Annotated in this window: 23 protein-coding genes and 1 pseudogene; 15 read left to right on the plus strand and 9 right to left on the minus strand. The window is 70.9% G+C overall.

Annotated features, from left to right (window positions below; genetic code table 11):
- Positions 1 to 215 precede the first annotated feature (215 nt).
- From ACGFZW_RS15905 to ACGFZW_RS15960, 12 genes are all read left to right on the plus strand, one after another.
- A complete protein-coding gene (locus tag ACGFZW_RS15905) occupies positions 216 to 764 on the plus strand; it encodes a SigE family RNA polymerase sigma factor (RefSeq protein WP_393893706.1) in 549 nt (182 codons plus the stop codon).
- Positions 764 to 1,495 carry a hypothetical protein gene (locus ACGFZW_RS15910; protein WP_393893707.1) on the plus strand — a complete coding sequence of 244 codons (732 nt, stop codon included), beginning with the start codon at positions 764 to 766 and terminating at the stop codon, positions 1,493 to 1,495. Before ACGFZW_RS15905 ends, ACGFZW_RS15910 begins: the two co-directional genes overlap by 1 nt.
- An 88-nt stretch (positions 1,496 to 1,583) precedes the next feature.
- Positions 1,584 to 2,417, plus strand: a complete 834-nt coding sequence (locus ACGFZW_RS15915) for a pectate lyase (RefSeq protein WP_393893708.1) — start codon at positions 1,584 to 1,586, stop codon at positions 2,415 to 2,417.
- Positions 2,418 to 2,578: 161 nt separating this feature from the next.
- Positions 2,579 to 3,247, plus strand: a complete 669-nt coding sequence (locus ACGFZW_RS15920) for a GntR family transcriptional regulator (RefSeq protein WP_393893709.1) — start codon at positions 2,579 to 2,581, stop codon at positions 3,245 to 3,247.
- Entirely contained in the window at positions 3,244 to 4,155 is a 912-nt protein-coding gene (locus ACGFZW_RS15925) for a dihydrodipicolinate synthase family protein (RefSeq protein WP_393893710.1), read from the plus strand. Before ACGFZW_RS15920 ends, ACGFZW_RS15925 begins: the two co-directional genes overlap by 4 nt.
- Entirely contained in the window at positions 4,152 to 5,873 is a 1,722-nt protein-coding gene (gene araD, locus ACGFZW_RS15930; protein WP_393893711.1) for an L-arabinonate dehydratase, read from the plus strand. The genes ACGFZW_RS15925 and araD overlap by 4 nt, the downstream gene beginning before the upstream one ends.
- A 99-nt stretch (positions 5,874 to 5,972) precedes the next feature.
- Positions 5,973 to 6,926 carry a carbohydrate ABC transporter permease gene (locus tag ACGFZW_RS15935; RefSeq protein WP_393893712.1) on the plus strand — a complete coding sequence of 318 codons (954 nt, stop codon included), beginning with the start codon at positions 5,973 to 5,975 and terminating at the stop codon, positions 6,924 to 6,926.
- Positions 6,923 to 7,762 carry a carbohydrate ABC transporter permease gene (locus ACGFZW_RS15940; protein ID WP_393893713.1) on the plus strand — a complete coding sequence of 280 codons (840 nt, stop codon included), beginning with the start codon at positions 6,923 to 6,925 and terminating at the stop codon, positions 7,760 to 7,762. The genes ACGFZW_RS15935 and ACGFZW_RS15940 overlap by 4 nt, the downstream gene beginning before the upstream one ends.
- The gene (locus ACGFZW_RS15945) at positions 7,759 to 8,946 is read left to right on the plus strand and encodes a Gfo/Idh/MocA family protein (protein ID WP_393893714.1); all 1,188 of its coding nucleotides are present in this window, start codon (positions 7,759 to 7,761) and stop codon (positions 8,944 to 8,946) included. Before ACGFZW_RS15940 ends, ACGFZW_RS15945 begins: the two co-directional genes overlap by 4 nt.
- The gene (locus ACGFZW_RS15950) at positions 8,943 to 9,797 is read left to right on the plus strand and encodes a PmoA family protein (RefSeq protein WP_393893715.1); all 855 of its coding nucleotides are present in this window, start codon (positions 8,943 to 8,945) and stop codon (positions 9,795 to 9,797) included. Before ACGFZW_RS15945 ends, ACGFZW_RS15950 begins: the two co-directional genes overlap by 4 nt.
- On the plus strand, positions 9,794 to 11,458 hold the full coding sequence (locus tag ACGFZW_RS15955) for a family 43 glycosylhydrolase (protein WP_393893716.1): 1,665 nt from the start codon (positions 9,794 to 9,796) through the stop codon (positions 11,456 to 11,458). The genes ACGFZW_RS15950 and ACGFZW_RS15955 overlap by 4 nt, the downstream gene beginning before the upstream one ends.
- 110 nt (positions 11,459 to 11,568) lie before the next feature.
- Positions 11,569 to 12,915, plus strand: coding sequence for an ABC transporter substrate-binding protein (locus ACGFZW_RS15960; protein ID WP_393893717.1), 1,347 nt, complete (start codon positions 11,569 to 11,571; stop codon positions 12,913 to 12,915).
- A 30-nt stretch (positions 12,916 to 12,945) separates the two neighbouring features.
- On the opposite strand, the gene ACGFZW_RS15965 is transcribed toward ACGFZW_RS15960, so the two are convergent.
- Together ACGFZW_RS15965 and ACGFZW_RS15970 are read right to left on the minus strand one after the other, a co-directional pair.
- Positions 12,946 to 13,635 (minus strand): flavin reductase family protein, encoded by a 690-nt coding sequence (locus tag ACGFZW_RS15965; RefSeq protein WP_393893718.1) that lies wholly within the window; start codon positions 13,633 to 13,635, stop codon positions 12,946 to 12,948.
- A gap of 72 nt (positions 13,636 to 13,707) precedes the next feature.
- A complete protein-coding gene (locus ACGFZW_RS15970; protein ID WP_393893719.1) occupies positions 13,708 to 14,151 on the minus strand; it encodes a cupin domain-containing protein in 444 nt (147 codons plus the stop codon).
- A 184-nt stretch (positions 14,152 to 14,335) separates the two neighbouring features.
- Here ACGFZW_RS15970 and ACGFZW_RS15975 point away from each other — a divergent pair, with 184 nt between their 5' ends.
- Positions 14,336 to 14,995, plus strand: a complete 660-nt coding sequence (locus tag ACGFZW_RS15975; protein ID WP_393893720.1) for a DUF4956 domain-containing protein — start codon at positions 14,336 to 14,338, stop codon at positions 14,993 to 14,995.
- Positions 14,992 to 15,810, plus strand: a complete 819-nt coding sequence (locus ACGFZW_RS15980) for a VTC domain-containing protein (RefSeq protein ID WP_393894104.1) — start codon at positions 14,992 to 14,994, stop codon at positions 15,808 to 15,810. Before ACGFZW_RS15975 ends, ACGFZW_RS15980 begins: the two co-directional genes overlap by 4 nt.
- Positions 15,811 to 15,861: 51 nt before the next feature.
- Here ACGFZW_RS15980 and ACGFZW_RS15985 read toward each other — a convergent pair whose 3' ends face one another.
- Positions 15,862 to 17,151, minus strand: coding sequence for a sensor histidine kinase (locus tag ACGFZW_RS15985; protein WP_393893721.1), 1,290 nt, complete (start codon positions 17,149 to 17,151; stop codon positions 15,862 to 15,864).
- Positions 17,151 to 17,900, minus strand: coding sequence for a response regulator transcription factor (locus ACGFZW_RS15990; RefSeq protein WP_393893722.1), 750 nt, complete (start codon positions 17,898 to 17,900; stop codon positions 17,151 to 17,153). The genes ACGFZW_RS15985 and ACGFZW_RS15990 overlap by 1 nt, the downstream gene beginning before the upstream one ends.
- 183 nt (positions 17,901 to 18,083) lie before the next feature.
- On the opposite strand from ACGFZW_RS15990, the gene ACGFZW_RS15995 reads away from it, so the two are divergent.
- On the plus strand, positions 18,084 to 18,611 hold the full coding sequence (locus ACGFZW_RS15995; RefSeq protein ID WP_393893723.1) for a hypothetical protein: 528 nt from the start codon (positions 18,084 to 18,086) through the stop codon (positions 18,609 to 18,611).
- A 99-nt stretch (positions 18,612 to 18,710) separates the two neighbouring features.
- On the opposite strand, the gene purU is transcribed toward ACGFZW_RS15995, so the two are convergent.
- The 5 genes and pseudogenes from purU to ACGFZW_RS16020 form a co-directional block, all read right to left on the minus strand.
- The gene (gene purU / locus ACGFZW_RS16000) at positions 18,711 to 19,625 is read right to left on the minus strand and encodes a formyltetrahydrofolate deformylase (protein WP_393893724.1); all 915 of its coding nucleotides are present in this window, start codon (positions 19,623 to 19,625) and stop codon (positions 18,711 to 18,713) included.
- Between the two features lie 4 nt (positions 19,626 to 19,629).
- A pseudogene (locus ACGFZW_RS16005) lies at positions 19,630 to 20,420 on the minus strand (serine dehydratase beta chain).
- On the minus strand, positions 20,420 to 21,049 hold the full coding sequence (locus ACGFZW_RS16010; RefSeq protein WP_393893725.1) for a sarcosine oxidase subunit gamma: 630 nt from the start codon (positions 21,047 to 21,049) through the stop codon (positions 20,420 to 20,422). Before ACGFZW_RS16010 ends, ACGFZW_RS16005 begins: the two are co-directional and overlap by 1 nt.
- On the minus strand, positions 21,042 to 23,981 hold the full coding sequence (locus ACGFZW_RS16015) for a sarcosine oxidase subunit alpha family protein (RefSeq protein ID WP_393893726.1): 2,940 nt from the start codon (positions 23,979 to 23,981) through the stop codon (positions 21,042 to 21,044). Before ACGFZW_RS16015 ends, ACGFZW_RS16010 begins: the two co-directional genes overlap by 8 nt.
- The gene (locus ACGFZW_RS16020; protein WP_393893727.1) at positions 23,978 to 24,304 is read right to left on the minus strand and encodes a sarcosine oxidase subunit delta; all 327 of its coding nucleotides are present in this window, start codon (positions 24,302 to 24,304) and stop codon (positions 23,978 to 23,980) included. The genes ACGFZW_RS16015 and ACGFZW_RS16020 overlap by 4 nt, the downstream gene beginning before the upstream one ends.
- Positions 24,305 to 24,382: the final 78 nt, after the last annotated feature.

Here is a 24,382-nt window from a genome sequence, read left to right on the forward strand (position 1 = left end):
CCGTCCGGTAGGTCAGCGGGAGGGCTACGCGCCGCAACCGGCGTCGGTGCCGCCGCTCCGGCCGGTCCTGGACCGGCCGTTGCCCGGCGGTGCTCCTGCCTCTAGCCTGTGTTCGCGATTCCGATAGTTGGTCGAAATCTCGAACATGGGGAGCGTGGGTGAACGGTCGGAAGGCGCCTGGCCTCCGCGATGATCCGGGTGCGGGGCGGACGGCCTTGGGCGCGAATCGATCGGCGGACGTCGAGGGCGATGCCGCCGCCGTGGAGTTCCGCGCGTTCTTCGAGCGCCACTACGCCGAACTCGCCCGGCTCGCCCGCCTGCTGACCGGCGACCCCGAAGGCGCCGACGACCTGGCGGCGGACGCCCTGGTCGCCCTCTGGCGCCGCTGGGACCGGGTCCGCGCGGCCGACCACCCCGCGGCGTACGCCCGGGGAGTGGTGGCAAACCTGGCCCGCAGCCACATCCGCAGCGCGATGCGGGAGCGCCGCCGGGTCGCCCTGTTCTGGGCGCAGTGCACCGAGCACAGCGATGCCCCGGATGTGCCAACCGTCGTCGATGTGCAACAGGCCCTGCGCACACTGCCGTTTCGCAAGCGGGCCTGTGTCGTGCTGCGGCACTCCTTCGACCTGTCCGAGCGGGAGACCGCGCTCGCCCTCGGCGTCTCGGTGGGTACGGTGAAGAGCCAGACCTCCAAGGGGATGGCGCAGCTGGAACGGCTGCTGGGTGCCGGTGCCACAGGGGAACTCGTCGGCGGGAGGGCGTGATGGACGAGCTGCGTCGACAACTGCGGCAGAGCGCCGCGGCTCACCGCCCGGACCGGGAGCGGATGCTGGCCCGTGTCGAGCGCGGCATGTCGGCCGAGGGGAGACCGGGCCCGCGGCGCCCCGCCCGGCCGGCGCAGTCGCTGCGCATCGCGGGCGCTGCCGCGGCCGCCGCCGGTGTCCTCATGGCCGGCGGCCACGGCATGTCCGCCCTGCTGAACGAACACGAACACGCCCGCGCCGACCGCCCCCTGCATGCCGTGGCGCCCGCACCCACCGTGCCGCCCACCCGCAGTGCCCCGCCCGCGCCCAGCACCTCGCCGCGCGGCGCCCGCACAGAGGATGGCCCGCTCTGGAGCGACGGCTCCGTCGACCCGCACAGCAACGACTATTGGGCACAGAGCAATGTGACCCTCAAGACGACGAAGCCGCTGACCTCGCTCGCCGTGGAGCTGCGCGTCGCACGCACCGAGGGCGTACGGCCGGCCGGCGCGTGGCGCACGCTGCCCGCCCGTGACTTCGTCCTCACCACGACGGCCGAGGACGGCTTCCTCGTCTACCGCTGGACGCTGAAGGAAGGCCGCACGGTGCCGGCGGGCAGCCATGTCTTCGCGGGGCAGTACGACCATGCGCCGGGCGGCAGAGATGCGACCGCGGACGGTTACGCGGTTACCGCGCGGTCCGGCACTGAACAGGTCGCGGTACGGGGCGACTTCGCGCCGCGACGCGACTGAGGGAAAACTTTCCCGGACCCGGCAACCCCTTCCGCCTCCGGTGGCGACAGGACGACGTAGGTCTCACCCCCACCGAAGGAAACGGGACATGACATCAGCAGCACAGCGGTCCGCAGGCCGCCACCGCAGGTCCGTCGGACGCCGCCGGGCGGTGCTCGGCGGGTTCGCCGCAGCCGGGCTGACCGGCGCCGCGATCCTCACGACGACGCTGGTGGGAACGGCGAACGCCGCCGCCGACTGGCCGACGCCCGGCGGCAGCCAGGCGGTCTCCAGGACCATCGAGGTCTCCGGTACCTACGACGGCGGGTTGAAGCGCTTCTACGGCAGCGGTGACCTCGGCGACGGCGGTCAGGACGAGGGCCAGGACCCGATCTTCGAGCTCAAGGACGGCGCGGTGCTCAAGAACGTCGTCATCGGCTCGCCGGCCGCCGACGGCGTCCACTGCTCGGGCAGCTGCACACTGCAGAACGTGTGGTGGGAGGACGTCGGCGAGGACGCGGCCTCCTTCAAGGGCACCTCCGCCGGTGCGACCTACACGGTCACCGGCGGCGGCGCGAGGAAGGCGTCCGACAAGGTCTTCCAGTTCAACGGCGCGGGCAAGCTGAACATCAGCGGCTTCCAGGTCGCCGACTTCGGCAAGCTCGTCCGCAGCTGCGGGAACTGCTCGACCCAGTACAAGCGCACCATCAGTGTCAGCGACGTCGACGTGACCGCTCCGGGGAAGTCCCTGATCGGCATCAACACCAACTACGGGGACACCGCGACGCTGCGGAACATCCGCATCCACGGCGACAGCGGCAAGAAGATCAAGCCGTGCGTGCGCTACACGGGCAATGACAACGGCGACGAGCCCGTCGAGACCGGCAGTGGCCCGGACGGCACGCATTGCCGCTACTCGGCTTCCGATATCTCGTACAACTGATCATCCCGCAGGGCCTGTTGGTCGTGTGGCGGTCGTTTCTCCGGTTCTCCTGTCAGAAGCGTTGACGAACCTCCTGGGGCGTTCTAGCTTCATCGCGTCGTACTTCATGCGTCATATATGAGACGCGATGCGCGAGATATGAGAACTGAGAGCGACCGCCCATGACTTTCGCCCCCGCCCCGATCCCGTCCCGCACGCAGTACGTGCTGGAGGCGATCAAACACCGCATCCTCACCGGCCAGTTGAGCCCCGGCCAGTCACTGGTCGAGACCGAACTCGCCGCCCAGTACGGGGTGTCCAAGACGCCCGTGCGCGAGGCGCTGAAGACCCTCGCGGGCACCGGACTCGTGGTCGTGAGCCAATACAAGGGCGTCACCGTACGGATGGTCGACGCGGCCATGGCCCGCGAGGTTTATGACGTGCGGCTGCTGCTGGAGCCGGAGGCGGTCCGCCGCACCGTGCGCAGCGCCGCATCCGTCGAGGCAGCCCGCACGGCGCTGGTCCGGGCTGCGGAGGCCGCCGACCCGGCGGACCGTTCCCTCGCCAACCGTGACTTCCACCGCGCGCTGTATCTGCCGTGCGGCAACCCGCTGCTGGCCCGGATGCTCGACGAGGTCCGGGACCAGGCCGCTCTGGTGTCGACCGTCGCCTGGGCGGCCGTGCCGTCCTGGGAGCGGGAGGCCGCCGAGCACGAGGAGATCCTCCGGCTGGCCACGGTCGGCGACGCCGACGGCGCGGCCGGCGCGGTCCACGCCCACATCGCCTCCTTCGTCGAACGAGCCTTCCCCGAGCCGGACGAGGCTCCCGCAGCGGAAGGAGCGCAGGCATGACATCGGACGCATTCGCAACCCACCGGGCAGCGCTCGCCGACGTCGTGGCCATCCCGGTGACCCCGTTCACCGCGGACGGCACTCTCGACACCGAGGCCCACCGCGTGCTGCTGCGCCACATGCTCGACGGTGGCGTCCGGACTCTTACGCCGAACGGGAACACCGGCGAGTTCTATGCCCTGACCCCCGGCGAGCGCCGCGCCGTCACCGAGCTGACCATCGAGGCGGCCGGTAACCGGGCCACGGTCCTGGCGGGGATCGGCCACGACGTGCCGACCGCCATTGCCTCAGCACGGCACGCCCGTGACTGCGGCGCACACATGGTGATGGTGCATCAGCCCGTCCACCCGTACGTCTCGGAGGGCGGCTGGGTCGACTACCACCGTGCGATCGCCGAGGCCGTCCCCGAGCTTGGAGTCGTCCCCTACCTCCGCAATCCGGCGGTGAGCGGCCGCCGGCTCGCGGAACTCGCCGACGCCTGCCCGAACGTCATCGGTGTGAAGTACGCCGTCCCGGACGCGGCACGCTTCGCTGCCTTCGCCCGCGACGCCGGTCTCGAACGGTTCGTATGGATCGCCGGGCTCGCCGAGCCCTACGCCCCCTCGTACTTCTCGGCCGGCGCCACCGGCTTCACCTCCGGGCTGGTGAACGTCGCCCCGGCCGTCTCGCGCAACATGCTCGAAGCGCTCCGGTCCGGCGACCACCCGGCGGCCATGAAGGTCTGGGAGGACATCCGCCGCTTCGAGGAGCTGCGCGGCGCGAACGGTTCCGCCGACAACGTGAGCGTGGTCAAGGAGGCCCTGGCCTCGCTCGGTATGTGCCGGCGCGACGTCCGCCCGCCGAGCCGGACGCTGCCCGAGGGCGAGCGTGCCGAGGTCGCCGCCATCGCCGCCGGGTGGTCGAAATGAGGCGCCCCGAGGAGTACCGAAGCCAGCAGTGGTACGGCACCGAGGGGCTGCGTTCCTTCAGCCACCGCGCCCGCACCCGGCAGCTCGGCTACCTGCCCGAGGAACACTCCGGCAAGCCCGTCATCGCGATCCTCAACACCTGGTCCGACATCAACCCCTGCCACCAGCACCTGCGCGACCGCGCGCAGGCCGTGAAGCGCGGGGTGTGGCAGGCCGGGGGGTTCCCGCTCGAATTCCCGGTCGCGACGCTCAGCGAAACGTTCCAGAAGCCGACCCCGATGCTCTACCGCAACATGCTGGCGATGGAGACCGAGGAGCTGCTGCGTTCGTATCCGGTGGACGGCGCGGTGCTGCTCGGCGGCTGCGACAAGTCCACGCCCGCGCTGTTGATGGGTGCTGCCAGCGTCGATCTGCCCGCCGTCTTCGTGCCCGCCGGGCCGATGCTCCCCGGGCACTGGCGCGGCGAGACCCTCGGCTCGGGCACCGACATGTGGAAATACTGGGACGACAAGCGCGCGGGCCTCATCGGCGACTGCGAACTGGCCGAGCTGGAGAGCGGCCTGGCCCGCTCGCCCGGCCACTGCATGACCATGGGGACCGCCTCCACGCTGACCGCCGCCGCCGAGGCGCTCGGCGTCACCGTTCCCGGAGCCTCCTCCATCCCGGCCGTCGACTCCGGGCACGACCGGATGGCGGCGGCGTCCGGCCTGCGCATCGTCGACCTGGTACGCCGGGACGTGCGGCTGTCGCACCTCTTGACCGCGGAGGCGTTCGAGGACGCCGTCACCACCGTCCTCGGGCTCGGCGGCTCGACCAACGCCGTCATCCACCTGATCGCGATGGCCGGACGCGCCGGAGTGCGGCTCACCCTGGACGACTTCGACCGGATCGCCCGCACCGTACCGGTGCTCGCCAACGTCCGGCCCGGCGGCGGCCCGTACCTCATGGAGGACTTCCACTTCGCGGGCGGGCTGCCCGGCTTCCTCTCCCGGATCACCGACCTGCTGCACCTGGACCGCCCGACCGTCGCCCACCCGACCCTGCGGGAGCAGTTGGCCGGCGCCCTGGTCCACAACGACGACGTCATCCGCACCCGAGAGAACCCGGTGGCTGCCGAGGGCGGCGTCGCGGTGCTGCGCGGCAACCTCTGCCCGGACGGAGCGGTCATCAAGCACATAGCCGCCGAACCGCACCTGCTCCGGCACACCGGCCCCGCGGTCGTCTTCGACGACTACCGGGAGATGCAGCGCACGATCAACGACCCGGAGCTCGGCATCACCGCCGACCATGTGCTCGTCCTGCGAAACGCCGGTCCCAAGGGGGGCCCCGGTATGCCCGAGTACGGCATGCTGCCGATCCCCGAACATCTCCTCAAGCAGGGCGTCCGGGACATGGTGCGGATCTCCGACGCCCGGATGAGCGGCACGAGTTACGGCGCGTGCGTGCTCCACGTCGCGCCCGAGTCCTACGTGGGCGGACCGCTCGCCCTCGTCCGTACCGGCGATCCCATCAGCCTGGACGTCGCGGCGCGAAGGCTGTGGCTCGACGTCTCGGAAGCGGAGCTGGCACGACGCCGTGCCGGCTGGACCGCGCCACCCGAGCGGTACGAACGCGGATACGGGGCGCTCTACGCCGAGCAGATCACCCAGGCCGACACCGGCTGCGACTTCGCCTTCCTGGCGCGGCCGGGCAAGGTGCCCGATCCCTACGCGGGTTGAACGGGCCGGTGTCGCCCCGAGCTTCACAGCCGGCCCCTCGCCTTGGTCGATATTTCGAACATTGTCCCACTCCCCGGTTCCCCAGAACGGAGAAGAGTCATGGCCCAAGCCGTAGCCGTGGCCGAGTCGCCACCCGGAAGCCGCGGGACGCAGACACCGCCAGGACGCCGTCGCGGCACGTATCCGCGCCGGCTGCCGTACCTGCTGATAGCGCCCGCCGCGCTCCTGATGCTGGGCTTCATCGCCTACCCGGTGCTCAGCGTCTTCCGGACCGCCCTGCAGCACGACAACCCCACCAAGCCGTGGCGGAACGGCTTCGCGGGGCTGGACAACTTCACCGAGATCTTCACCGACGACACCCTCTTCCGGGGCACCCTGACCTTCAGCCTCAAGTGGGTCGTCGTCGAGGTCGGACTCCAACTGCTGTTCGGGCTGGCCCTCGCCCTGATCGTCAACCAGACCTTCGCGGGCCGGGCACTCGCCCGCGCGCTGGTCTTCTCGCCCTGGGCCGTCTCGGGCGTCCTCACCTCCGCGATCTGGGTGCTGCTCTACAACTCCCAGACGGGCATCAGCCGTTACCTCGCCGACGCCGGGATCGGTGAGTACGGCACCTCGTGGCTCTCCGACACCGCCACCGTCTTCCCTGCCGTGGTCGTCGCCGACCTCTGGCGTGGGGTGCCCTTCTTCGCCATCCTCATCCTCGCCGACCTCCAGTCCGTCTCGAAGGACCTCTACGAGGCGGCCGAGGTGGACGGCGCGGGCCGGCTGCGGCAGTTCTTTCACATCACGCTGCCGCACCTGAAGGACGCCATCATCCTCTCCACGCTGCTGCGTGCTGTATGGGAGTTCAACAACGTCGACCTGCTCTACACACTGACCGGCGGAGGCCCGGCGGGGGAGACCACCACCCTCCCGCTCTACATCGCCAACACCTCGGTCGACGCCCACAACTTCGGTTACGCGTCCGCGCTGACCACCGTCGCGTTCGTGATCCTGCTCTTCTGCTCTCTCGGCTACCTGCGGCTCAGCAAGTTCGGGGGTGGCGACAAGTGACCACGCCGCACACGAAGAAGCGTGCCTGGGACCAGGCTCCCCGGTGGCAGATCCACCTGCCGCTCGCGCTCTACCTCCTCTTCACCCTCGTCCCCTTCTACTGGATCCTGCTCTTCGCCCTCCGCCCGGCCGGCTCCACCTCGCTGGTGCCCTGGCCGGTCACCTTCGAGCATTTCGCGAAGGTGTGGACCGAGCGCAGCTTCGCGACGTACTTCCAGAACAGCGTGCTCATCGGTGTGGCCACCTTGATACTCACCACGGTCGTCGCGCTGGCCGGCGGCTACGCCCTCGCCCGCTTCGACTTCCGCGTCAAGAAGGGCTTCATGCTGGCCCTGCTGTGTTCACAGTTCGTGCCCGGAGCGCTGCTGCTGGTGCCGCTGTTCCAGATCTTCGCCGAGCTGAGCATGATCAACTCGCTGGGCAGCGTCATCCTCGCGGAGACGGTCTTCCAGCTGCCGCTGTCGATGATCCTGATCAGCGGCTTCATCAAGAACGTGCCCTACGCGCTGGAGGAGGCCGCCTGGGTCGACGGCTGTGACCGCTTCCGGGCCTTCCGCATCGTGGTCCTGCCGCTGCTGCGGCCCGGCCTGGTGGCCGTCGGCTCCTTCGCCTTCGTGCACGCCTGGAACCACTTCCTCTTCGCGCTGATGTTCCTCAGCAACCAGGAGAAGCAGACGATCCCCGTCGGCCTGAACACCCTGATGGGTGCCGACAGCGTCGACCTCGGCGCGCTGGCCGCCGGTGGTGTCATCGCGGCCGTACCCGTCGTGCTGGTCTTCGCGTACATCCAGAAGTGGCTGATCACCGGCTTCAGCGCAGGGGCGGTGAAGGGATGAGCAGCGCTGCGGCCGCACAGCCGTTGCCGGCCGTGCTCGTGGGTGCCCACGGTCACGGCCGCCGCCACCTCGCCAACCTCCACAGGCTGAGCGGACAGGGCCGGGTCCGCCTCGTCGGCGTCTGCGACCTGACCCCGCTGACCGCCGACGAACTCGACGGCTTCGGCCCCGTCGCCCAGTCCGATGACTTCGCGGACCTGCTCGCCGTCACCGGCGCCCGCATCGCCGTCATCTGCACGCCCATCCCCACCCACGCCGACCTCGCGCTGACCGCCGCCCGGCACGGCGTCCACCTGCTCGTGGAGAAGCCACCCGCGCCCTCCTACGCGGAGTTCCGGCGCATGGCGGACGGCATCGAGGCCGCCGGCGTCGCGTGCACCATCGGATTCCAGTCACTCGGCTCGCACGCCCTCGCGGCCATCCGCGGCCTGCTGGCCGACGGCGCGATCGGCACACCGACAGGCATCGGTGCCGCGGGTGCCTGGGTGCGCGACGAGGCGTACTTCCGTCGCGCACCCTGGGCAGGACGCCGCAGAATCAACGGCACCGACGTCCTGGACGGGGTCCTCACCAACCCGCTCGCACACGCCGTCGCCACCGCACTCGCGCTGGACGGCAGCACCACCGCAGAGGACATCGCACAGGTGGAGACCGAACTCTGCCGCGCTCACGCCATCGAGTCCGACGACACCTCCTGTGTCCGCGTCACCACCGCACGCGGAAGCCGGGTCACCGTCGCCGCGACCCTGTGCGCGGAGACCGCCGCGGAGCCGTACGTCGTGGTGCACGGCACCCGTGGCCGGATCACCTTCTGGTACAAGCAGGACCGTGTCCTGGTGCAACGTCCCGGTCGCGTCCCCGAGGAGACCGTGCACGGCCGCACCGATCTGCTGGAGAACCTTCTCGCCCACCTCACCCACGGCACACCTCTGCTCGTACCGCCCGCCGCCACCGGCGCCTTCATGCGCGTCCTCGAAGCGATCCGGCGCTCCCCGGACCCGGTGGCGCTGCCCCCGGACGCCTGGCGCAGCGCACCCGGCATCACCGAGGGCGCCGCCCGAGGCACACTGCGACGCGTCGTCCCCGGCATCGACGGCCTGGTCGCCGCCAGTGCCGAGTCCCTCTCCCTCTACTCCGAACTCGGCGCCCGCTGGGCGCTCCCGCAGGAGGTGCGCCCCGGATGACCGCGCCCCGCACGACCCCGACCCTCGCCCTGTGCTGCGCCGGACGGCCCGTCGCCCGGTACAGCTACCGCCCCGACCTCGACCCGCGGCTCGCCCCGCGCCCGTACCTGCACCCGGTGACCACCCTGCTCGGCACACCCGTCACCGAGCTGATGCCCGCCGACCACCCGCACCACCTCGGTGTGGGCATCGCGGTGCCCGACGTGGCGGGCCACAACTTCTGGGGTGGCCGGACCTATGTACGCGACCGTGGCCCGACCGAACGGGACAACCACGGCGTGCAGCGCCACACCGCCTTCAACCTCCGCGACCCGGACGGCTTCGTGGAGGAGCTGAGCTGGCGCGCCGACGAGCAGGAGCTGTTGCGCGAGCGCCGCACCGTGGCCGTCGCGGAACTGACCGACACCGCCTGGGCGTTGGACTTCACCTTCTCGCTCACCAACACCACGCCCGGGCCGCTGTCCCTCGGCAGCCCCGCGACCAATGGCCGCACCGGCGCCGCGTACGGCGGTTTCTTCTGGCGCGCCCCCAAGGCCGCCTCCGTACCCGACGTCTACACCGCCGACACCGAGGGGGAGGCCGCCGTGCACAGCAGACCCGCCGACTGGGTCGCCTTCGGCGGCGACCGCTGGACGCTGGTCTTCAGCGGCGCCACCGAACCCACCCGCCGCGACCCGTGGTTCGTGCGCACCGGCGGCTACCCCGGCGTCGGCTCCTCCCTGGCGCACGGCGAGCGGCTGCCGATCACCGCGGGCGGCACCGTCGTACGCAGGATCGTCACCGTGGTCGCCGACGGGCGCCTGAGCCGTGAGGAGGCCGCATCGCTGGTGCGGAAGGCGGTGACCGCATGACCGCCGGCGACCGGATCCCGAACACCCCCGAGCCGGCTCCCGCCGACCGGCACGCCGCCTGGCTCTCCGCCGACCGAGGCGACGGCACCTACCGCAACCCCGTCCTTGCCGCCGACTGGTCCGATCCCGATGTCACACGCGTCGGTGACGACTACTACCTCACCGCCTCAAGCTTCGGCCGGGTTCCTGGCCTGCCGCTGCTGCACTCCCGCGACCTGGTCAACTGGACGCTGATCGGGCACGCGCTCGAGCGGCCGGCGCCGGCCGAGGCGTTTACCGTGCCGCGCCACGACTGCGGTGTGTGGGCACCCTCGATCCGGTACCACGACGACCGCTTCTGGATCTTCTGGGGCGACCCGGACCACGGCATCTTCCAGGTCAGTGCCGAGGACGTGCGCGGTCCTTGGAGCCGCCCTCATCTCATCGAGCCGGGCAAGGGGCTGATCGACCCGTGCCCGCTGTGGGACGAGAGGACCGGTGAGGCGTACCTCGTGCACGCCTGGGCAAGATCCCGATCCGGCATCAAGAATCGGCTCACCGGCCACCGTATGCGCCCCGACGCCACCGGCCTGCTCGACGACGGCACCACGCTCGTCGACGCGGACCGCATCCCCGGCTGGTTCACCCTCGAAGGGCCCAAGCTCTACCAGCACGACGGCTGGTTCTGGATCCTCGCCCCTGCCGGGGGCGTGGCGACCGGCTGGCAGGGCGCGTTCCGCTCGCGCGGCTTCTTCGGCCCGTACGAGGAGCACGTCGTCCTCGCCCAGGGCGACACCGACATCAACGGGCCGCACCAAGGCGGCTGGGTGCGCACCCCGGCGGGCGAGGACTGGTTCGTGCACTTCCAGGAACAGGGCCCCTACGGGCGCCTCGTCCACCTCCAGCCGATGCGCTGGGACGAGGGGGCCACCTCGCGATCGGGCTCAGTCGAGCGCGGGGGAGGCTGGCCGGTGCTGGGCGAGTACGGCAGTCCGGTGCGCGAGCACCCCAAACCGGCCCTGCCGCCACAGCCGCCCACCGCCCCGGTCACCGACGACGACTTCCCCGGAGGGCGGTACGGCCGCCAGTGGCAGTGGGCCGCCGACCCGGGCAGCGGCTGGGCTCCTCCTCACTCCGGCGACGGGCTGCGGCTCACCTGTGTTCGTACCCCCGATGCTCACGACCTGCGCCGCCTGCCGCACGTCCTCACCCAGAGGCTGCCCGCGCGTCCGGTCACCGTCGAGGTCGGATTGCGGCTGGAGAGCGCGGAGCCGGGTGCCAAAGCGGGACTGACCGTGCTCGGTGACGCGTTCAGCTGGATCGGGCTGGAGCGCGGAACGGACGGAAGGGCGCGCCTCGTCCACCGGTTCGCTGAGTCCCTGGCGGAGGGCGAACGGGACGCGGCGCATTCCTGGCCCGCACCCGACGAGCGTGCCCGGTTGCGGATCGTCATCGGGGCAGGCGCCCGCTGCCGCTTCGCCGCCGACACGGGCGACGGCTGGACGCCCCACGGGCAGGTCTTCGCCGCCCTGCCCTGGCGCTGGGTCGGCGCCCTGCTCGGCTTGTTCGCCGCCGCGCCCGCCGAAGCGGGCGACACCGGCGGGGGACACGCCGGTACCGCACTCTTCACGCACTTCCGCATCACCCCCGTCGCCCGTCGCCGACCGGCCGCAGATGAGTGACGCCGACGCCGCCCGTCACGAGGCGGCCGACCACCCGAGCGGCACGGACGGTTGGAACCCGTACCGCCGTCGCTGATCACCACCCACGTACGAGCAGAGAAGAGCCGAACATGCCCATTCGCAGCGGCAGACGCTCCCGCGCCACCGCCGTCCTCGCCCTGTCCGCGATCCTCGCCCTCACCGCCACCGCGTGCGGTGACGACGGCAGCGGCGTCGCGGGCGAGACGGGCGCGGAGGGCTCCGGCACAGGCACGATCACCTTCTGGGACAACAACGGCGGGGTCCGCACCGACGTCTGGAAGGAGATCATCAGGGACTTCGAGAAGGAGAACCCCGATATCACGGTCGATTACGTCGGTGTCGCCGCGACCGAGGTGCAGTCCAAGTACGACACCGCCATCCAGGGCGGCGGCCTCCCCGACGTCGGCGGCATCGGTGCCGCGATGCTCGCCGGCATCAGCGCCCAGGGCGCCCTGGAGCCGCTCGACGGGCGCATCGAGGACAGCGCGCTCGACGGCAAGCTCAACGACCGCATGGTCAAGAGCGTTCGCTCCGCGGCCGACGGCAAGCAGCTCTACACCGTTCCGATGCACGCCACCAACGGTGTCCTGTACTACCGCACCGATCTGTTCAAGGCGGCGGGCCTGCCGGCGCCCACCACATGGTCGGCCTTCTACAAGGCCGCAGCGGAACTGACCGACAGGGCCGGCAACAAGTTCGGCTACACCATCCGCGGCGGCGCCGGCTCCATCGCGCAGGCGCTGGACGCGATGTACGGCCAGTCCGGCATCACCGGCTTCTGGAAGGAGGACGGCCTGCGCACCACCGTCAACGACCCGAAGAACGTGGCGGCGCTGGAGAAATACGTCGCGCTCTACAAGAAGAACACCCCGGCCGCCGACATCAACAACGACTTCACCAAGATGGTGGCCCAGTGGGACAGCGGTGAGATCGGCATGCTCAACCACAACATGGGCTCCTACCAGGACCATGTGAAGGCGCTCGGCGCGGGGAAGTTCCGCGGCATCCCGAACCCCACGCTGGACGACGGCACCCGGGTGATGGTGTCCAACCCCGTCGACGGGCTCGGCCTCTTCAAGTCCGGCAGGAACAAGGCCGCCGCCTGGAAGTTCATCGAGTTCGCGGCCTCGCACGCGTCCAGCAGCAAGTGGAGTGAGTCGGCAGGCACCATCCCGTCCCATGTCGACGCGGCGAAGGACGACTGGGTGCGGAAGTCGGAGACCACCCGGCTCGGCGCCGAAACGCTGAACAGCGACAAGACGTCAATCGTCGACCTGCCCTACTACCTTCCCGACTGGAACACCATCTCCAAGGCCGACAACGAACCCGCCTTCCAGAAAGTGCTGCTCGGCAGGACGACACCCAAGGCGTTCCTGGACGCCCTCGCCGCCCAGCTGGACGCGGCCCAGGCCGAATGGAAGCAGCGGGACAAGTGACGCTCTCCCGTGGCCGGGTGGACGCAGCTCTCAGATCGCTTCGATCAGGGTGCCGCCGCCATTGCGGCACGGGCCTTCAGGGGGCGTCCGGGTCCGGTAGGAGTGGCCGAGTTCCGGACCGAGCCCGAAGTAGTGGCGGAAGTTGTAGATGAGCGGGCTCCAGGCGACCGGGTCGACATGGTCGGTGCCCGGCACGACGATGCGGCGGTCGGCGTGCACTTTCCGCACGACCGCTTCAACGATGACGAAGGCCCCGGAGACGTCCTGCCGCACCTGTTCGGCGCGTGCCTCCAGCTGGATGGGGCATTCGGCGACTCGCGGAGGTCGGACCTCGTGGGATGTCTCGGCGCGCAGGCCGGCCGCGGTGAACTTGTCCGGTTCGAACCGGAAGCTCGCTGCTTTGGCCGAGGGCACCGGGTTTCGGCCGGTCAGCGGGGCCAGCCGCTCCACCGCCGGCCACTGGGCGGGAGTAGGAAGGCTGATCACCACGTCGGGCCGATCGCCGAGGTTGCGTGCGGTCTGCCCCTCGTGACCCAGACCGAGCACGACCGTCCGCCCGAGCGCCCACGCGGACGATATCGGGGCGAGGTTGAACGAGCCGTCGTCGTTCTCCGTCGTGAGGAGCACCACCGGAGTCCCGAAGTACAGGATGCTCGGCTCGATTGCGGTGTGGGTGCGGAGAGCCTCTGAGGGCAGGGCACCGAGGGGTGTGCTGTTCATGAACCTGAGTCTGCATCCGGGACGCTTCGGCATCTGCCGAAGCGTCCCGAAAGCAGCTTCCGCATCTTCCTTCTACTGCGTGGCTGTCTCGTCGAGCCGGTACAGCTCGGGCACGGAGACTTTGATCGGCTCTTGCGTGGTCCGGGCGATCACGACGACCGCGGGCTCGTTCGGGTCGGGGTTCTCCTCGCGGTGCGGGACGAACGGGGGGACGAGGAAGAAGTCGCCCGGCTGGGCGGCGAGGCGCACCTCCTGTGTGCCGTCGTGGTAAACGAACACGGGGTGACCGCTGACCACGTAGATCCCTGCCTCCGAATCACCGTGGTGATGGTTGTCCGTGGCGCTCGACGGCGGGTTCTCCACCAGGCCCATCCAGAGCTTCCGCGAACCGGCCATGCCGCCGCTGATGGCGGCGTAGCCGTCCAACTCGCCGGACCGGATGTGGTGGACGCGGTTGTTCGGTGGCGCGTTGTCACCGGAGCCGAGCGCGGTTTCGACGCCTTCATGGGTAGTCATCGTGCAGCCTCCTGGATTTCGTTGGCCTTGCCCGGAACCAGGCTGCGACACCTCCATCGGATGCGGCAACAATGTTTGCCGACACGGCAAAGGGTGCGCGTCGGGCCGACGGGCCAGGAGTGCCGCCGAGTCCTTAACCCGCGATAGCGGTCCCTTTAACTCCCCACGTCCTAGCGTCGTGGCCATGGACAGCACAGGAACTCTCGGACAGATGGCCGCCCACTTGGGGCTCGATCTCGTGGCCGTGACGCTGCTGACGTTCGGCGTCTTCCAACCGAGGCATCGCAGGCGCGAGTTGGTGCCCGCCTATCTCGCGCTGAACGTCGCGCTGTTCGCCGTCGTCGCCGCGCTCGGCACGGTGGGCAAGAGCGGCGGACTCGCGCTGGGATTCGGGCTGTTCGGCGTCCTGTCGATCGTCCGGCTGCGATCCGACGCGGTGCAGCATCAGGAAGTCGCCTACTACTTCACCACTCTGGTCCTGGGACTGCTCTGCGGTCTCCCCGGCCTGGGCCTGGGTGTGGCCGCAGGTCTCACGGCCGTGCTGCTGCTCGTGGTGTACGGAGCCGATCACCCCCGGCTGTACGCCCGTGAGCGGCGGGCAGTCGTCACCCTCGACGCGGTGTACGACGATGAGGAGGCCCTGTGCGCCGATCTGCGGCGGCGGTTGGGGGAGCCGTTCGGATGGACCGTGCGGCAGGTGGACTACGTGCGGGACCTGACAGTTGTCGAGGTGCGCTACCGGCAGCCCGCCGCGCGGGCATCCCGCGCCTCCCACGGGCCCCTGGCGGCCGGTGCGCCGGCGCGGCTCACCGCGACGGAGGCGAAGGAGCCGACCCCGTGGTGAGCGGCAGCGGGACGCCGTCGGAGGCCCTGCGTGCCCTGGAGCGGGCCGCGCTCGCCGCTCATCCCCTGTCGCTGGCCGAGCTGAACGCCCGCGCCGAACTACTGGCCCGCTACGACAACAGCTATCTCGTGCCCGTCCCGGTTTTCGAGGACTTCGTGGCCCGCCTGACCGATCCGCGCCGCGCCGACGCCTTCCGGGTCCTCGCCATCGACGGGCTGCGTTGTTTCCGGTACCGCTCCACCTACTACGACACCCCGGGGCTGAGCACCTTCCACGACCACCGCCAGGGGCGCCGGCGTCGCTTCCGCATCAGGGAGCGGGTGTACGAGGACAGCGGCGAGCGGCAGTTCGAGGTCAAGCTCAAGAGCGGGCGAGGGGAAACGGTCAAGTACCGGCAGCGGATGTCCGGCGACGACGGCCCGCTGGACGGGGCACGGCGGACATTTCTGGGCCGGGTGCTCAGGCAGTCGTACGGGCCCATCGAGGTCCCGCACGACCTCCTGCCCACGCTCCGCACGGACTACCGCAGAGTGACCCTCGTCGCCGACGGACAACGGGTGACCTGTGACGCCGGTCTGGCGGTGCGGGACGAGACGTTCGGACGGAGCGCCGCCGCGGACGGTTCGCTCGTACTCGTCGAGACCAAGACACGCGGGCATCTGACGGAGGCGGACCGTGTGCTGCACCGGCACGGCGTACGGCCGGCCGAGTTCACGAAGTACAGCGGGGGACTGGTCGCCGTACGGCCGGGTCTGGCGGCGAACGCCTGGGCACGGGCGGTACGGCGGGTGTTCCCGGGCGCCCTCAACGGCTGAGCCCTCAGCGCATCTCCCCGCCCACGCCGCTCCGTTCTCCAGGGGAGCGCATCATCCCGTGTTCGACGGGAACGTCAACGTCACTCTCGCCCCCGGTGCGCTCTGCACCGTGAAGGTGCCACCCGACTCCTGTGCCGTGCGGCGGACGATGTCCAGCCCGAGGCCGGTGGATCCGGCGCCGCTGATCCCGCGTTCAGTGGTATCGGAGGCGGGGAAGCCAGGGCCGTCGTCCTGGATCAGGAGCTCGGCGGCGTCCCCCCGGGAGCGGACCGCGACGCGGAACGGGGTGCCGTGCGGGGTGTGGTCCAGGACGTTGCCGATCAACGCGTCCAGTGCGGCGGCGAGTTCGTCGCGGGGTACCGGGACCGGAAGGGGGCCGGGCGGGGTGTCGACCTCGACGGCGCGGTCCTGGTCCTCGGCAAGCGGGAGCCAGAAGGCGGTTCGATCGCGGGTGATCGCGGACAGGTCCGCGGTGGGCTCGGAGTCGCTCAGGGGCCGGCGGGCCCGGCGGATGACCTCGTCGACGCCGTGCTCCAGGGACGCGACGCTCGCGGCGATCCGTTCGGCCTCGGCGGGATCCCGCAGGGTCTCCGCGTCCAGGCGGAGCGCGGCCATGGGCGTACGGAGGCGGTGAGCGAGGTCGGCGGCATTCTCGCGCTCGGCGGCGAGGAGCTGTTCGATGCGGGCGGCCAGCCTGTTCAACTCATCTCCCACCAAACGGAGTTCGGGCGGACCCGCAGGCTTTGCCCGGGCTTTCAGGTCACCGGCCGCGAGTCGGACCGCCGTCCCGGCCAGCGCGCGCGTCGCTCCCACGAGGCGCGCGCCCAGCCGGTCCGCGAGGACCAGACCGAGCAACACCAGCCCCGCCCCGATACCGGCGAGCACCAGCCATGAGGTGAGGACCCCCGCGTACAACTGCCGCTCGGCGAGGGCGACCTGGACGACCGCCGTGCCCTCGGGCGCCCCGTGTACCGGGACCAGGACCATTCGGCCGCCGTCCGGTGGCTCATATGTGAAGGCACGTCCCGTACGCGCGAGCCGGACCGCGTCGGTGACGCGGGCGGGTGCGCCGACCACCGTGCCGTCCATGAGGATGAGCGACGTCCTGGGCAGCCCGGGCCCGTTGACGCTCTGCATGGTCTGTTCGACGTCCGTGACCCCCCGTGCTCCGCCCGCCAGCACCGGCCCGGCCGTCGCCGCCACCCACTGCGCCCGCGCGGTCGCCTCGGCCGTTGCGCGGTCGGCGGCATGAGACCGCGTGAGCAGGGTGAGCGGCACCAGCAGAGCGGCCAGTACGAGGGCGGTGGTGGCCCCGGTGAGCAGGAGCAGCCGACGACGCACTATCGGTCACCGGTCTCCGCCGCCGTGCTCCCGGACTCCGGCTCCGCCGCGGGCCGGGATGTCACCGCTTGACCGGGAGCCATCAGCTTCACCCCCACCGTGCGGACCGTGTGCAGATAGCGCGGGGTCTGGGCCGTCTCGCCCAGCTTCCTTCTCAGCCAGGACAGATGGACGTCGACCGTCTTGTCCGCACCGCCCAGGGGCTGTTGCCAGACCTCGGCGAGGAGTTCACGGCGCGAGACGACCTGGCCGGCGCGGCGGGCGAGGTGGGCGAGCAGGTCGAACTCCCGGGGCGTGAGTTCGAGGGCGCAGCCGTCGAGGGTGACTTCACGGGCCGCCGGGTCCACGACGAGTCCGCCCACCCGTAGCGGCTCCTCCGCATCGGCCGGGCCGAGGCGCCGCAGCACCGCCTTGATCCGCGCGTCGAGCTGCGCCGCGCCGAACGGCTTCACGAGGTAGTCGTCCGCGCCGCCCTCCAGCAACGCGACCATCTCCGATTCCTCGTCCCGCGCGGTCGCCACGATCACCGGTACATCGCTGACCGCCCGCAGCATCCGCAGTACCTGCCCGCCATCCACGTCCGGCAGGGCCAGGTCCAGCACGATCAGATCCGGCGGGCTGGTCACCGCCGCGTCGAGCCCCGCCATCCCGCCGGCGGCCGTGGCGACGGCGTGTCCCTTGTCGCGCAGGGCGCGAACCAGAGCACTGCGCAGGGCGGCGTCGTCCTCCACGACAAGCAGGTGGGCCATGGGGACACGGTAGCCACCAAGTGGATGCAAGGGGCACTCAGGGGGAATGACGGATGCCTCCCCGGGCCGGCTTTGTGGATGTCTTAACGCGACGTTAGGAAAGGGTGGGGGAGGGTTCACGGTGGACGCCGGTGAATCCGGTACGACATTGCCGGCTGAAGCCGATGTGCGGAGGAGATCGTCGTGAAGTGGCGCAGCGCGCTCGTGACCGCAGCCTGGATCGCTGTCGGCACGGGTGCAGGCGGGCTCGGCGCGTGGCAACTCGCGAGCGCCGACGCCGGATCAAGCGCGGATGCGCACGGACGGGCCCTGGACGACGCCGCGGTCCGGCGCGCCCTGACGGCGAACACGCACCCGGCCACCGCGGCGGAATCCTCCGAGCTCCCCGCTCCCGAACCCCCGAAGTCCCCGGACCCACAGGGCACTCCCACCGTCGCCGGACCGCGAACGGCACCCGATCCCCGAACAGAGACGGTGCGCTTCACCGGCGGCACAGCCACCGCAGAGTGCCGTCCCGACGGAAGGGTCTACCTCGTCTCCTGGAGCCCGGCCAACGGCTACGCCTTCGACGAGGACGTCGTACGGGGCCCGTCCGCGGTGGCCCACCTGGAGGCCGAACCCGACGCCGAGGATGCGGACGACCTGTCGTACGACATCACATGCACGCCGGCCGGAGCCCGGGTCCGGAGAATGGGGGACACGGACGACTGAGCCGTACACAACGGGCGCAATGCGCCTCGCGGCACGAGCCACACCAGCCGGCAGATCCGCACCCTGGGTGAGCCGGCAGAGGGGACGCGAGCGGACCGTTCAGCGCAGGACCACCGTGCGCCTGCCCTGGACGAATACCCGGCCCTCGCAGTGCCAGCGGACCGCGCGGGCCAGGGCTGCCGACTCCGCGTCGCGGCCGATGGCGGCCAGATCGTCGGGGGTGTGGCTGTGGTCCACGCCGATGACCTCCTGGGCGATGATCGGGCCTTCGTCGAGATCGGGGGTGACGTAGTGGGCCGTCGCGCCGACGAGTTTGACGCCGCGGTCGTGTGCTTGGTGGTAGGGCTTGGCGCCCTTGAAGCTCGGCAGGAACGAGTGGTGGATGTTGATCGTCCGGCCCGCCAGGCGGGTGCACAGGTCGTTGGAGAGCACCTGCATGTAGCGTGCCAGCACGACCAGGTCGACGTCGAACGAGTCGATGATGTCGAGGAGTTGGGCTTCGGCCTCCGGTTTGGTCGCCGCGGTGACCGGCAGGTGGAAGAACGGGATGCCGTGCCAGGCGACGAGTGCCTCGTGGTCCCGGTGGTTGGAGACGACCGCGACCACGTCGATGGGCAGGTCACCACTGCGGGTGCGGAAGAGCAGGTCGTTGAGGCAGTGGCCGAAGCGGGACACCATGACCAGCACGCGGCGCCGGGTGCTGACCGGTTCGAGGTGCCAGCGCATGGCGAAGGGGGCGGCCACGGCGGCGAAGTTCCGCCGCAGGTTCTCCGTGGTGTTCTCGCTCCCGAGGGCGGCGAAGTGCACCCGCATGAAGAAGTGGCCGTCGCGGCGGTCGCCGAACTGCTGGTTGTCGATGATGTCGCTGCCGTGCTCGACCAGGAACCGCGAGACGGCATGGACGATGCCCGGGGCCTCGGGGCAGTCGAGGGTGAGTACGTGCTCGACCGGCGCCGTGGCGGGGTCGGCGGGCGTGTGGGCGGGGGACACGGCGGAAGCCGGGATATCAGTCATGGTGTCAGCATTCGATGACGTTGACGGCGAGACCGCCGCGGGCGGTTTCCTTGTATGTGACCTTCATGTCCCGGCCGGTGTCGCGCATGGTCTTGATGGCCTTGGCCAGGCTGACCTTGTGCGTGCCGTCACCGGCCGGCGAGCCGTGCCGCGTTGATCGCCTTGACGGCGGCGACGGCGTTGCGCTCGATGCAGGGGATCTGACGAGCATGATGTCGCTGATGGCGAGGCTTTCCCGAGCACAGTGCGCGAGCAGTTCGGCTGCCGAGCCGAAGGGGAACGGCACCTGCGTGGTGTCCGCGACGACGCGGTCGGCGCCCTGGCGGCCTCGTCCACGACGAACCCGCCACCCACGGAGTAGTAGGTCCGCTTGACGAGTACCCGGCCGTCGTCGGCGAAGGCGTGGAACACCGTTCCGTTGGGGTGCGCGGGTAGCGACTTACGGCGGTGCAGCACCAGGTCTGCATCGCCGTGGAAGCCGATTCGGTGCTTGCCGGCCAGGAGCAGGGTGCTGCTGTCGCGTACCTGCGCGACCCGGCTGTCTACCCGGTCGGTGTCCAGGGTCGCGGGATCCTCGTCCTCCAGGCCGAGCACGACCGCCTTGTCCGAGCCGTGCCCGTGGCCGGTCGCACCGAGGGAGCCGAACAGTTCGGCTCCGACCCGGCTGACGGAGGGCAGCAAGCCCTCACTGTCCAGGAGCCTGACGAAGCGCCGGGCCGCCCGCATCGGCCCCACCGTGTGAGAGGAGGAAGGGCCGATGCCGACCGAGTACAGGTCGAAGGCGCTGAGCCCCATCAGGGGACCTCCGGGCCGCGGTACTCGCTCATCGCGTCGATGAGCCAGCGCGCCAGGTAGTCGGCGAACGAGGAGCGCGGGAACAGCCGGTAGGTCGGCACGCTGTCGACCTGCCAGAGCAGTACCGCGACCGGGCCGACCGTGGTCGACACCGCCTGGCCGGGCCCGAAGGCCCGGGGATGCAGGTTGAGCGAGCAGCCCTTCTCCAGGACCTGCCGGGCGGACGGGCCGCGCAGTTCCAGCGTGGTGCGGTTCGCCGAGACGTCCACCACTGAGCCCGGGTCTCCGCCGAGTGCCTCCCGCAACTCGGCGGCCACGGGGACCGCCTCGGCCTGGGACAGCACGAGCCATTCGTCGGGACCCAGCCAGGCGACCGTATGGGGGCCGGACGCGGTGGTGCGTCCGCACTGCCGTGGGAGCGGGGCCCCCAGGGTCTTCCCGATGCGGGCGGCCGCCTCGGAAGAGGGGTCGACGCGCAGGTTCACCATGGTGAGGAACGGCCACTCGGTCAGTGTGACGCCCCGGGCGCCGGTGACCGCGGCGGCGCGTATCCGCTCTTCCAGATGGGCCAGGGGGCTTCTGCGCAGTGCCACAGGACCTGTGCCCGCGTCGATCGTCGGCTCAGCCATCTCGCTTGGTCCCTTCGGGGTCGTAGAGGACGGGTTCGGTGACCTCCACGGGTACGAGGTCGTCGCCGACGGGCGCGAAGAGCGTGTCACCGACGCGGTCCCGGCCCGCGGCGACCAGCGCGAGGGCGAACGGGCGGCCAAGCGCCTCGCTGTGGTAGCTGGAGGTCACGTGCCCGAGCATCGGCACCGGCAGGGCCCCGGGGGTGAGGGGTACGTTCGGCGCGATGAGCTGGGTGCCCTCGGGAAGCCGGGTCCTGCGGTCGCTCGGCAGCAGTCCGACCAGTTGTTTACGGTCGGTGCGCGAGGTGTCGGCGCGGGAGTAGGACCGCTTTCCGATGAAGTCCTTCAGCTTCGAGACGACCCAGGACATGCCCGCGTCCTGCGGCGTGACGGTGCCGTCGGTGTCCTGCCCGACGATGATGTAGCCCTTCTCGGCCCGTAGGACGTGCATGGTCTCGGTGCCGTACGGCGTGATGTCGTAGGGGCGGCCGATCGCGTCCACCTCCTCCCAGACCGCCAGGCCGTACCACGCGGAGACGTTGATTTCGTAGGCGAGTTCGCCGGAGAAGGAGATCCGGCAGATGCGGGCCGGGATACCGGAGGCCAGGGTGGTCTCGCGGAAGGCCATGAACGGGAACGCTTCGGCGGAGAGGTCGACGTCGGGCGCGAGCTGGGCGACGACCTCGCGGGAGCGGGGGCCGACGACCGCGATCGTCGACCACTGCTCGGTCACCGAGGTGCAGTGGACGTCGAGTTCGGGCCACTCGGTCTGCAGCCACTCCTCCAGCCAGTCCAGGACTCCGGCGGCGCCACCGGTCGTGGTGGTCATGAAGTAGCGGTCCTCGGCGAGGCGGAGGGTGACCCCGTCGTCGAAGATCATGCCGTCCGGCTTGCACATCACGCCGTAGCGGGCGAGGCCGGTCTTGAGCTTCTTGAAGCCGTTGGTGTAGATGCGGTTGAGGAATTCCCCGGCGTCCGCGCCCCAGATCTCGATCTTGCCGAGGGTGGAGGCATCCATGAACGCCACCCCCTCGCGGGCCGCGCGGCACTCGCGGCGCACGGCCGTGTCCATGTCCTCGCCGGGCTGGGGGTAGTACCAGGGGCGCTTCCATTGCCCGACGTCCTCGAACAGCGCCCCGTGCGTGACGTGCCAGCTGTGAACGGACGTGGTGCGCTCCGGGTCGAACAGTGCGCCGCGCTCACGCCCGGCCAGGGCGGCGAAGGCCACCGGCGTGTACGGCGCCCGGTAGGCCGTGGTGCCGACCTCTCCGGGTGACGCGCCCGCGCCGAGGGCCTGGGCGATCACACCGATCGCGTTGACTCCGGACGTCTTGCCCTGGTCGTTGGCGGTGCCGAGGGAGGTGTAGCGCTTGACGTGCTCGACGCCGCGCATGCCGGCGCCGGTGGACCGCCAGACGTCGGCGACGGTGACGTCGCGCTGCAGGTCGACGAAGTGGGCGTCCCAGGTGGCGGGGTCGCTGTCCCCACCGCTGTCGGATTCGCTGCCGGGGGCGGGCACCAGCCACAGTTCACGCACCGGGCCGGCTCCGGCCCCGGAACGGGCGTCGTCGGAGGGCGGCACGGGCACGGGCCCCGGGAAACCGGCGGCCGTCGCGGCGTGGGCTCCGGCCGGCGCCCCTTCGGCCAGACAGCAGTCGAGGTCGTACGTGCCGCGGGCCGCGCCGACGACCTGCTGGTCCCGTACGGGGCCGTCGGGGACGAAGGCGACCAGGTCCTCGTCCCAGCGCAGGCGGCCCTGGCGCTGGCTGTGCAGGTGCACCACCGGGCTCCACCCGCCCGAGACGGCGAGCAGGTCGCAGTCGAAGGACTCCGGGCCGCCGGTGAGTTGCCCGCTCTCGTCGAGGGCCTGGACGATGACGCCGGTGAGCCGGCCACCGCCCTCGGTGTCGACCACCGCGCTGCCCGGCAGCACCCGCACCCCGGTCGCCTCGGTGACCTCGGCGGCCCGGTGGGACAGCTCCGGGCGTGCGTCCACGACGACGGCGATGTCGATTCCGGCCGCACGGAGGTCGGCGACCGTGTCATAGGCGCTGTCGTTGGTCGTGCTGACCACGGCCCGCGAGCCCGGAGCCACGCCGTATCGGTTGACGTACGTGCGCACGGCCGCGGCGAGCATCACCCCCGGCCGGTCGTTGCCGGCGAAGACCAGCGGACGCTCGTGCGCACCGGTCGCCAGCACCACCTGGCGGGCGCGGATGTGCCACAGCCGCTGGCGCGAGATGCCCGTGGACGGTTCGGGTGCGTCGGCTCCGAGGTGGTCGGTGCGCCGCTGCAGGGCGAGTACGTAGTTGTCGTCGTAACTGCCGAACGCCGTGGTGCGCTGCAGGACGGTGACCTCGGGGGCGGCGTCGAGTGCCGCCCGGGTCCCGGTGACCCATTCGAGGGCGGTCCGCGTGCCGACCGTCTCGGTGCGTCCGGAGAGCAGCGAACCACCGGGCTCGGGCTGGTCGTCGACGAGGATCACGCGGGCACCGGAATCGGCGGCGGCAGCGGCGGCCGCGAGCCCGGCGGGTCCGGCGCCGACGACCAGGACGTCGGTGTGCACGTACTTCTTGTCGTAGACGGCGGGATCGGGGGCCGGGTCGAGTCGGCCCATCGAGGACAAGGTCGTCGCGGACAGTCCGTCGGAGAGCTCGACGGCGGTGGCCGGCAGCATGCCCTCCGAGCACGGTCCGGCGATCTGGAGCAGTGCGTTGGGCTCCTCGACACCGGCGGCGACGATGCCGCGCGGGCGACCCCGGTAGAGGGACGGCGCGACCTCGGTGATGCCGTTGGCGAGCATCGCGCTGGCGACGGTGTCACCGGGGTGGCCGGTCAGTTCGCGGCCGTCGACGGTGAAGCGCAGGGTCGTGCTGCGGTCGACGCGGCCGGAGTGCGGCAGCCGGTGGGTCTGGTGGGGCTGGTGGGTCATCGGGTCCCTCCGGCCGCTTCGGCGGTCTGTCGGCGGTCACGCGGGGCGGAGAGTTCGGGACGGGGTTCGTCGAGCCGGTAGACGGCGAGGATCTCGTAACTGGCGGTGTCACGAAGGACGTTGAACCAGCGGCGACAGCCGGTGCTGTGCATCCACCGCTCGGCGAACGGGCCCTTGGGGTTGTCGCGGTAGAAGACGTACTCGGCCCACTGCCGGTCGTCGAGGTCCGCGGGGTTCTCGGGGTAGGGGACATGGGCCTGCCCCCCGTAGTGGTACTCGGTCTCCTCACGGGGACCGCACCATGGGCACGTGATCAATAGCACGGTGGGTGTCCTTCTCTCGGCGGGGCTCTGAGCGCTCTCGGCGGGCGCTCGGCCGGGGCTGCGAGGGGCTGGGAGGGG

It is taken from the genome of Streptomyces sp. NPDC048248 (assembly GCF_043201875.1).
Taxonomy (GTDB): domain Bacteria; phylum Actinomycetota; class Actinomycetes; order Streptomycetales; family Streptomycetaceae; genus Streptomyces.

Coding starts and splice junctions, on each gene's coding strand:
- ACGFZW_RS15910 (WP_393893707.1), top strand. CDS start 764: ATGGACGAGCTGCGTCGACAACTGCGGCAGAGCGCCGCGGCTCACCGC.
- ACGFZW_RS15915 (WP_393893708.1), top strand. CDS start 1,584: ATGACATCAGCAGCACAGCGGTCCGCAGGCCGCCACCGCAGGTCCGTC.
- ACGFZW_RS15920 (WP_393893709.1), top strand. CDS start 2,579: ATGACTTTCGCCCCCGCCCCGATCCCGTCCCGCACGCAGTACGTGCTG.
- ACGFZW_RS15925 (WP_393893710.1), top strand. CDS start 3,244: ATGACATCGGACGCATTCGCAACCCACCGGGCAGCGCTCGCCGACGTC.
- araD (WP_393893711.1), top strand. CDS start 4,152: ATGAGGCGCCCCGAGGAGTACCGAAGCCAGCAGTGGTACGGCACCGAG.
- ACGFZW_RS15935 (WP_393893712.1), top strand. CDS start 5,973: ATGGCCCAAGCCGTAGCCGTGGCCGAGTCGCCACCCGGAAGCCGCGGG.
- ACGFZW_RS15945 (WP_393893714.1), top strand. CDS start 7,759: ATGAGCAGCGCTGCGGCCGCACAGCCGTTGCCGGCCGTGCTCGTGGGT.
- ACGFZW_RS15950 (WP_393893715.1), top strand. CDS start 8,943: ATGACCGCGCCCCGCACGACCCCGACCCTCGCCCTGTGCTGCGCCGGA.
- ACGFZW_RS15955 (WP_393893716.1), top strand. CDS start 9,794: ATGACCGCCGGCGACCGGATCCCGAACACCCCCGAGCCGGCTCCCGCC.
- ACGFZW_RS15960 (WP_393893717.1), top strand. CDS start 11,569: ATGCCCATTCGCAGCGGCAGACGCTCCCGCGCCACCGCCGTCCTCGCC.
- ACGFZW_RS15965 (WP_393893718.1), bottom strand. CDS start 13,635: ATGAACAGCACACCCCTCGGTGCCCTGCCCTCAGAGGCTCTCCGCACC.
- ACGFZW_RS15970 (WP_393893719.1), bottom strand. CDS start 14,151: ATGACTACCCATGAAGGCGTCGAAACCGCGCTCGGCTCCGGTGACAAC.
- ACGFZW_RS15975 (WP_393893720.1), top strand. CDS start 14,336: ATGGACAGCACAGGAACTCTCGGACAGATGGCCGCCCACTTGGGGCTC.
- ACGFZW_RS15990 (WP_393893722.1), bottom strand. CDS start 17,900: ATGGCCCACCTGCTTGTCGTGGAGGACGACGCCGCCCTGCGCAGTGCT.
- purU (WP_393893724.1), bottom strand. CDS start 19,625: ATGACTGATATCCCGGCTTCCGCCGTGTCCCCCGCCCACACGCCCGCC.
- ACGFZW_RS16010 (WP_393893725.1), bottom strand. CDS start 21,049: ATGGCTGAGCCGACGATCGACGCGGGCACAGGTCCTGTGGCACTGCGC.
- ACGFZW_RS16015 (WP_393893726.1), bottom strand. CDS start 23,981: ATGACCCACCAGCCCCACCAGACCCACCGGCTGCCGCACTCCGGCCGC.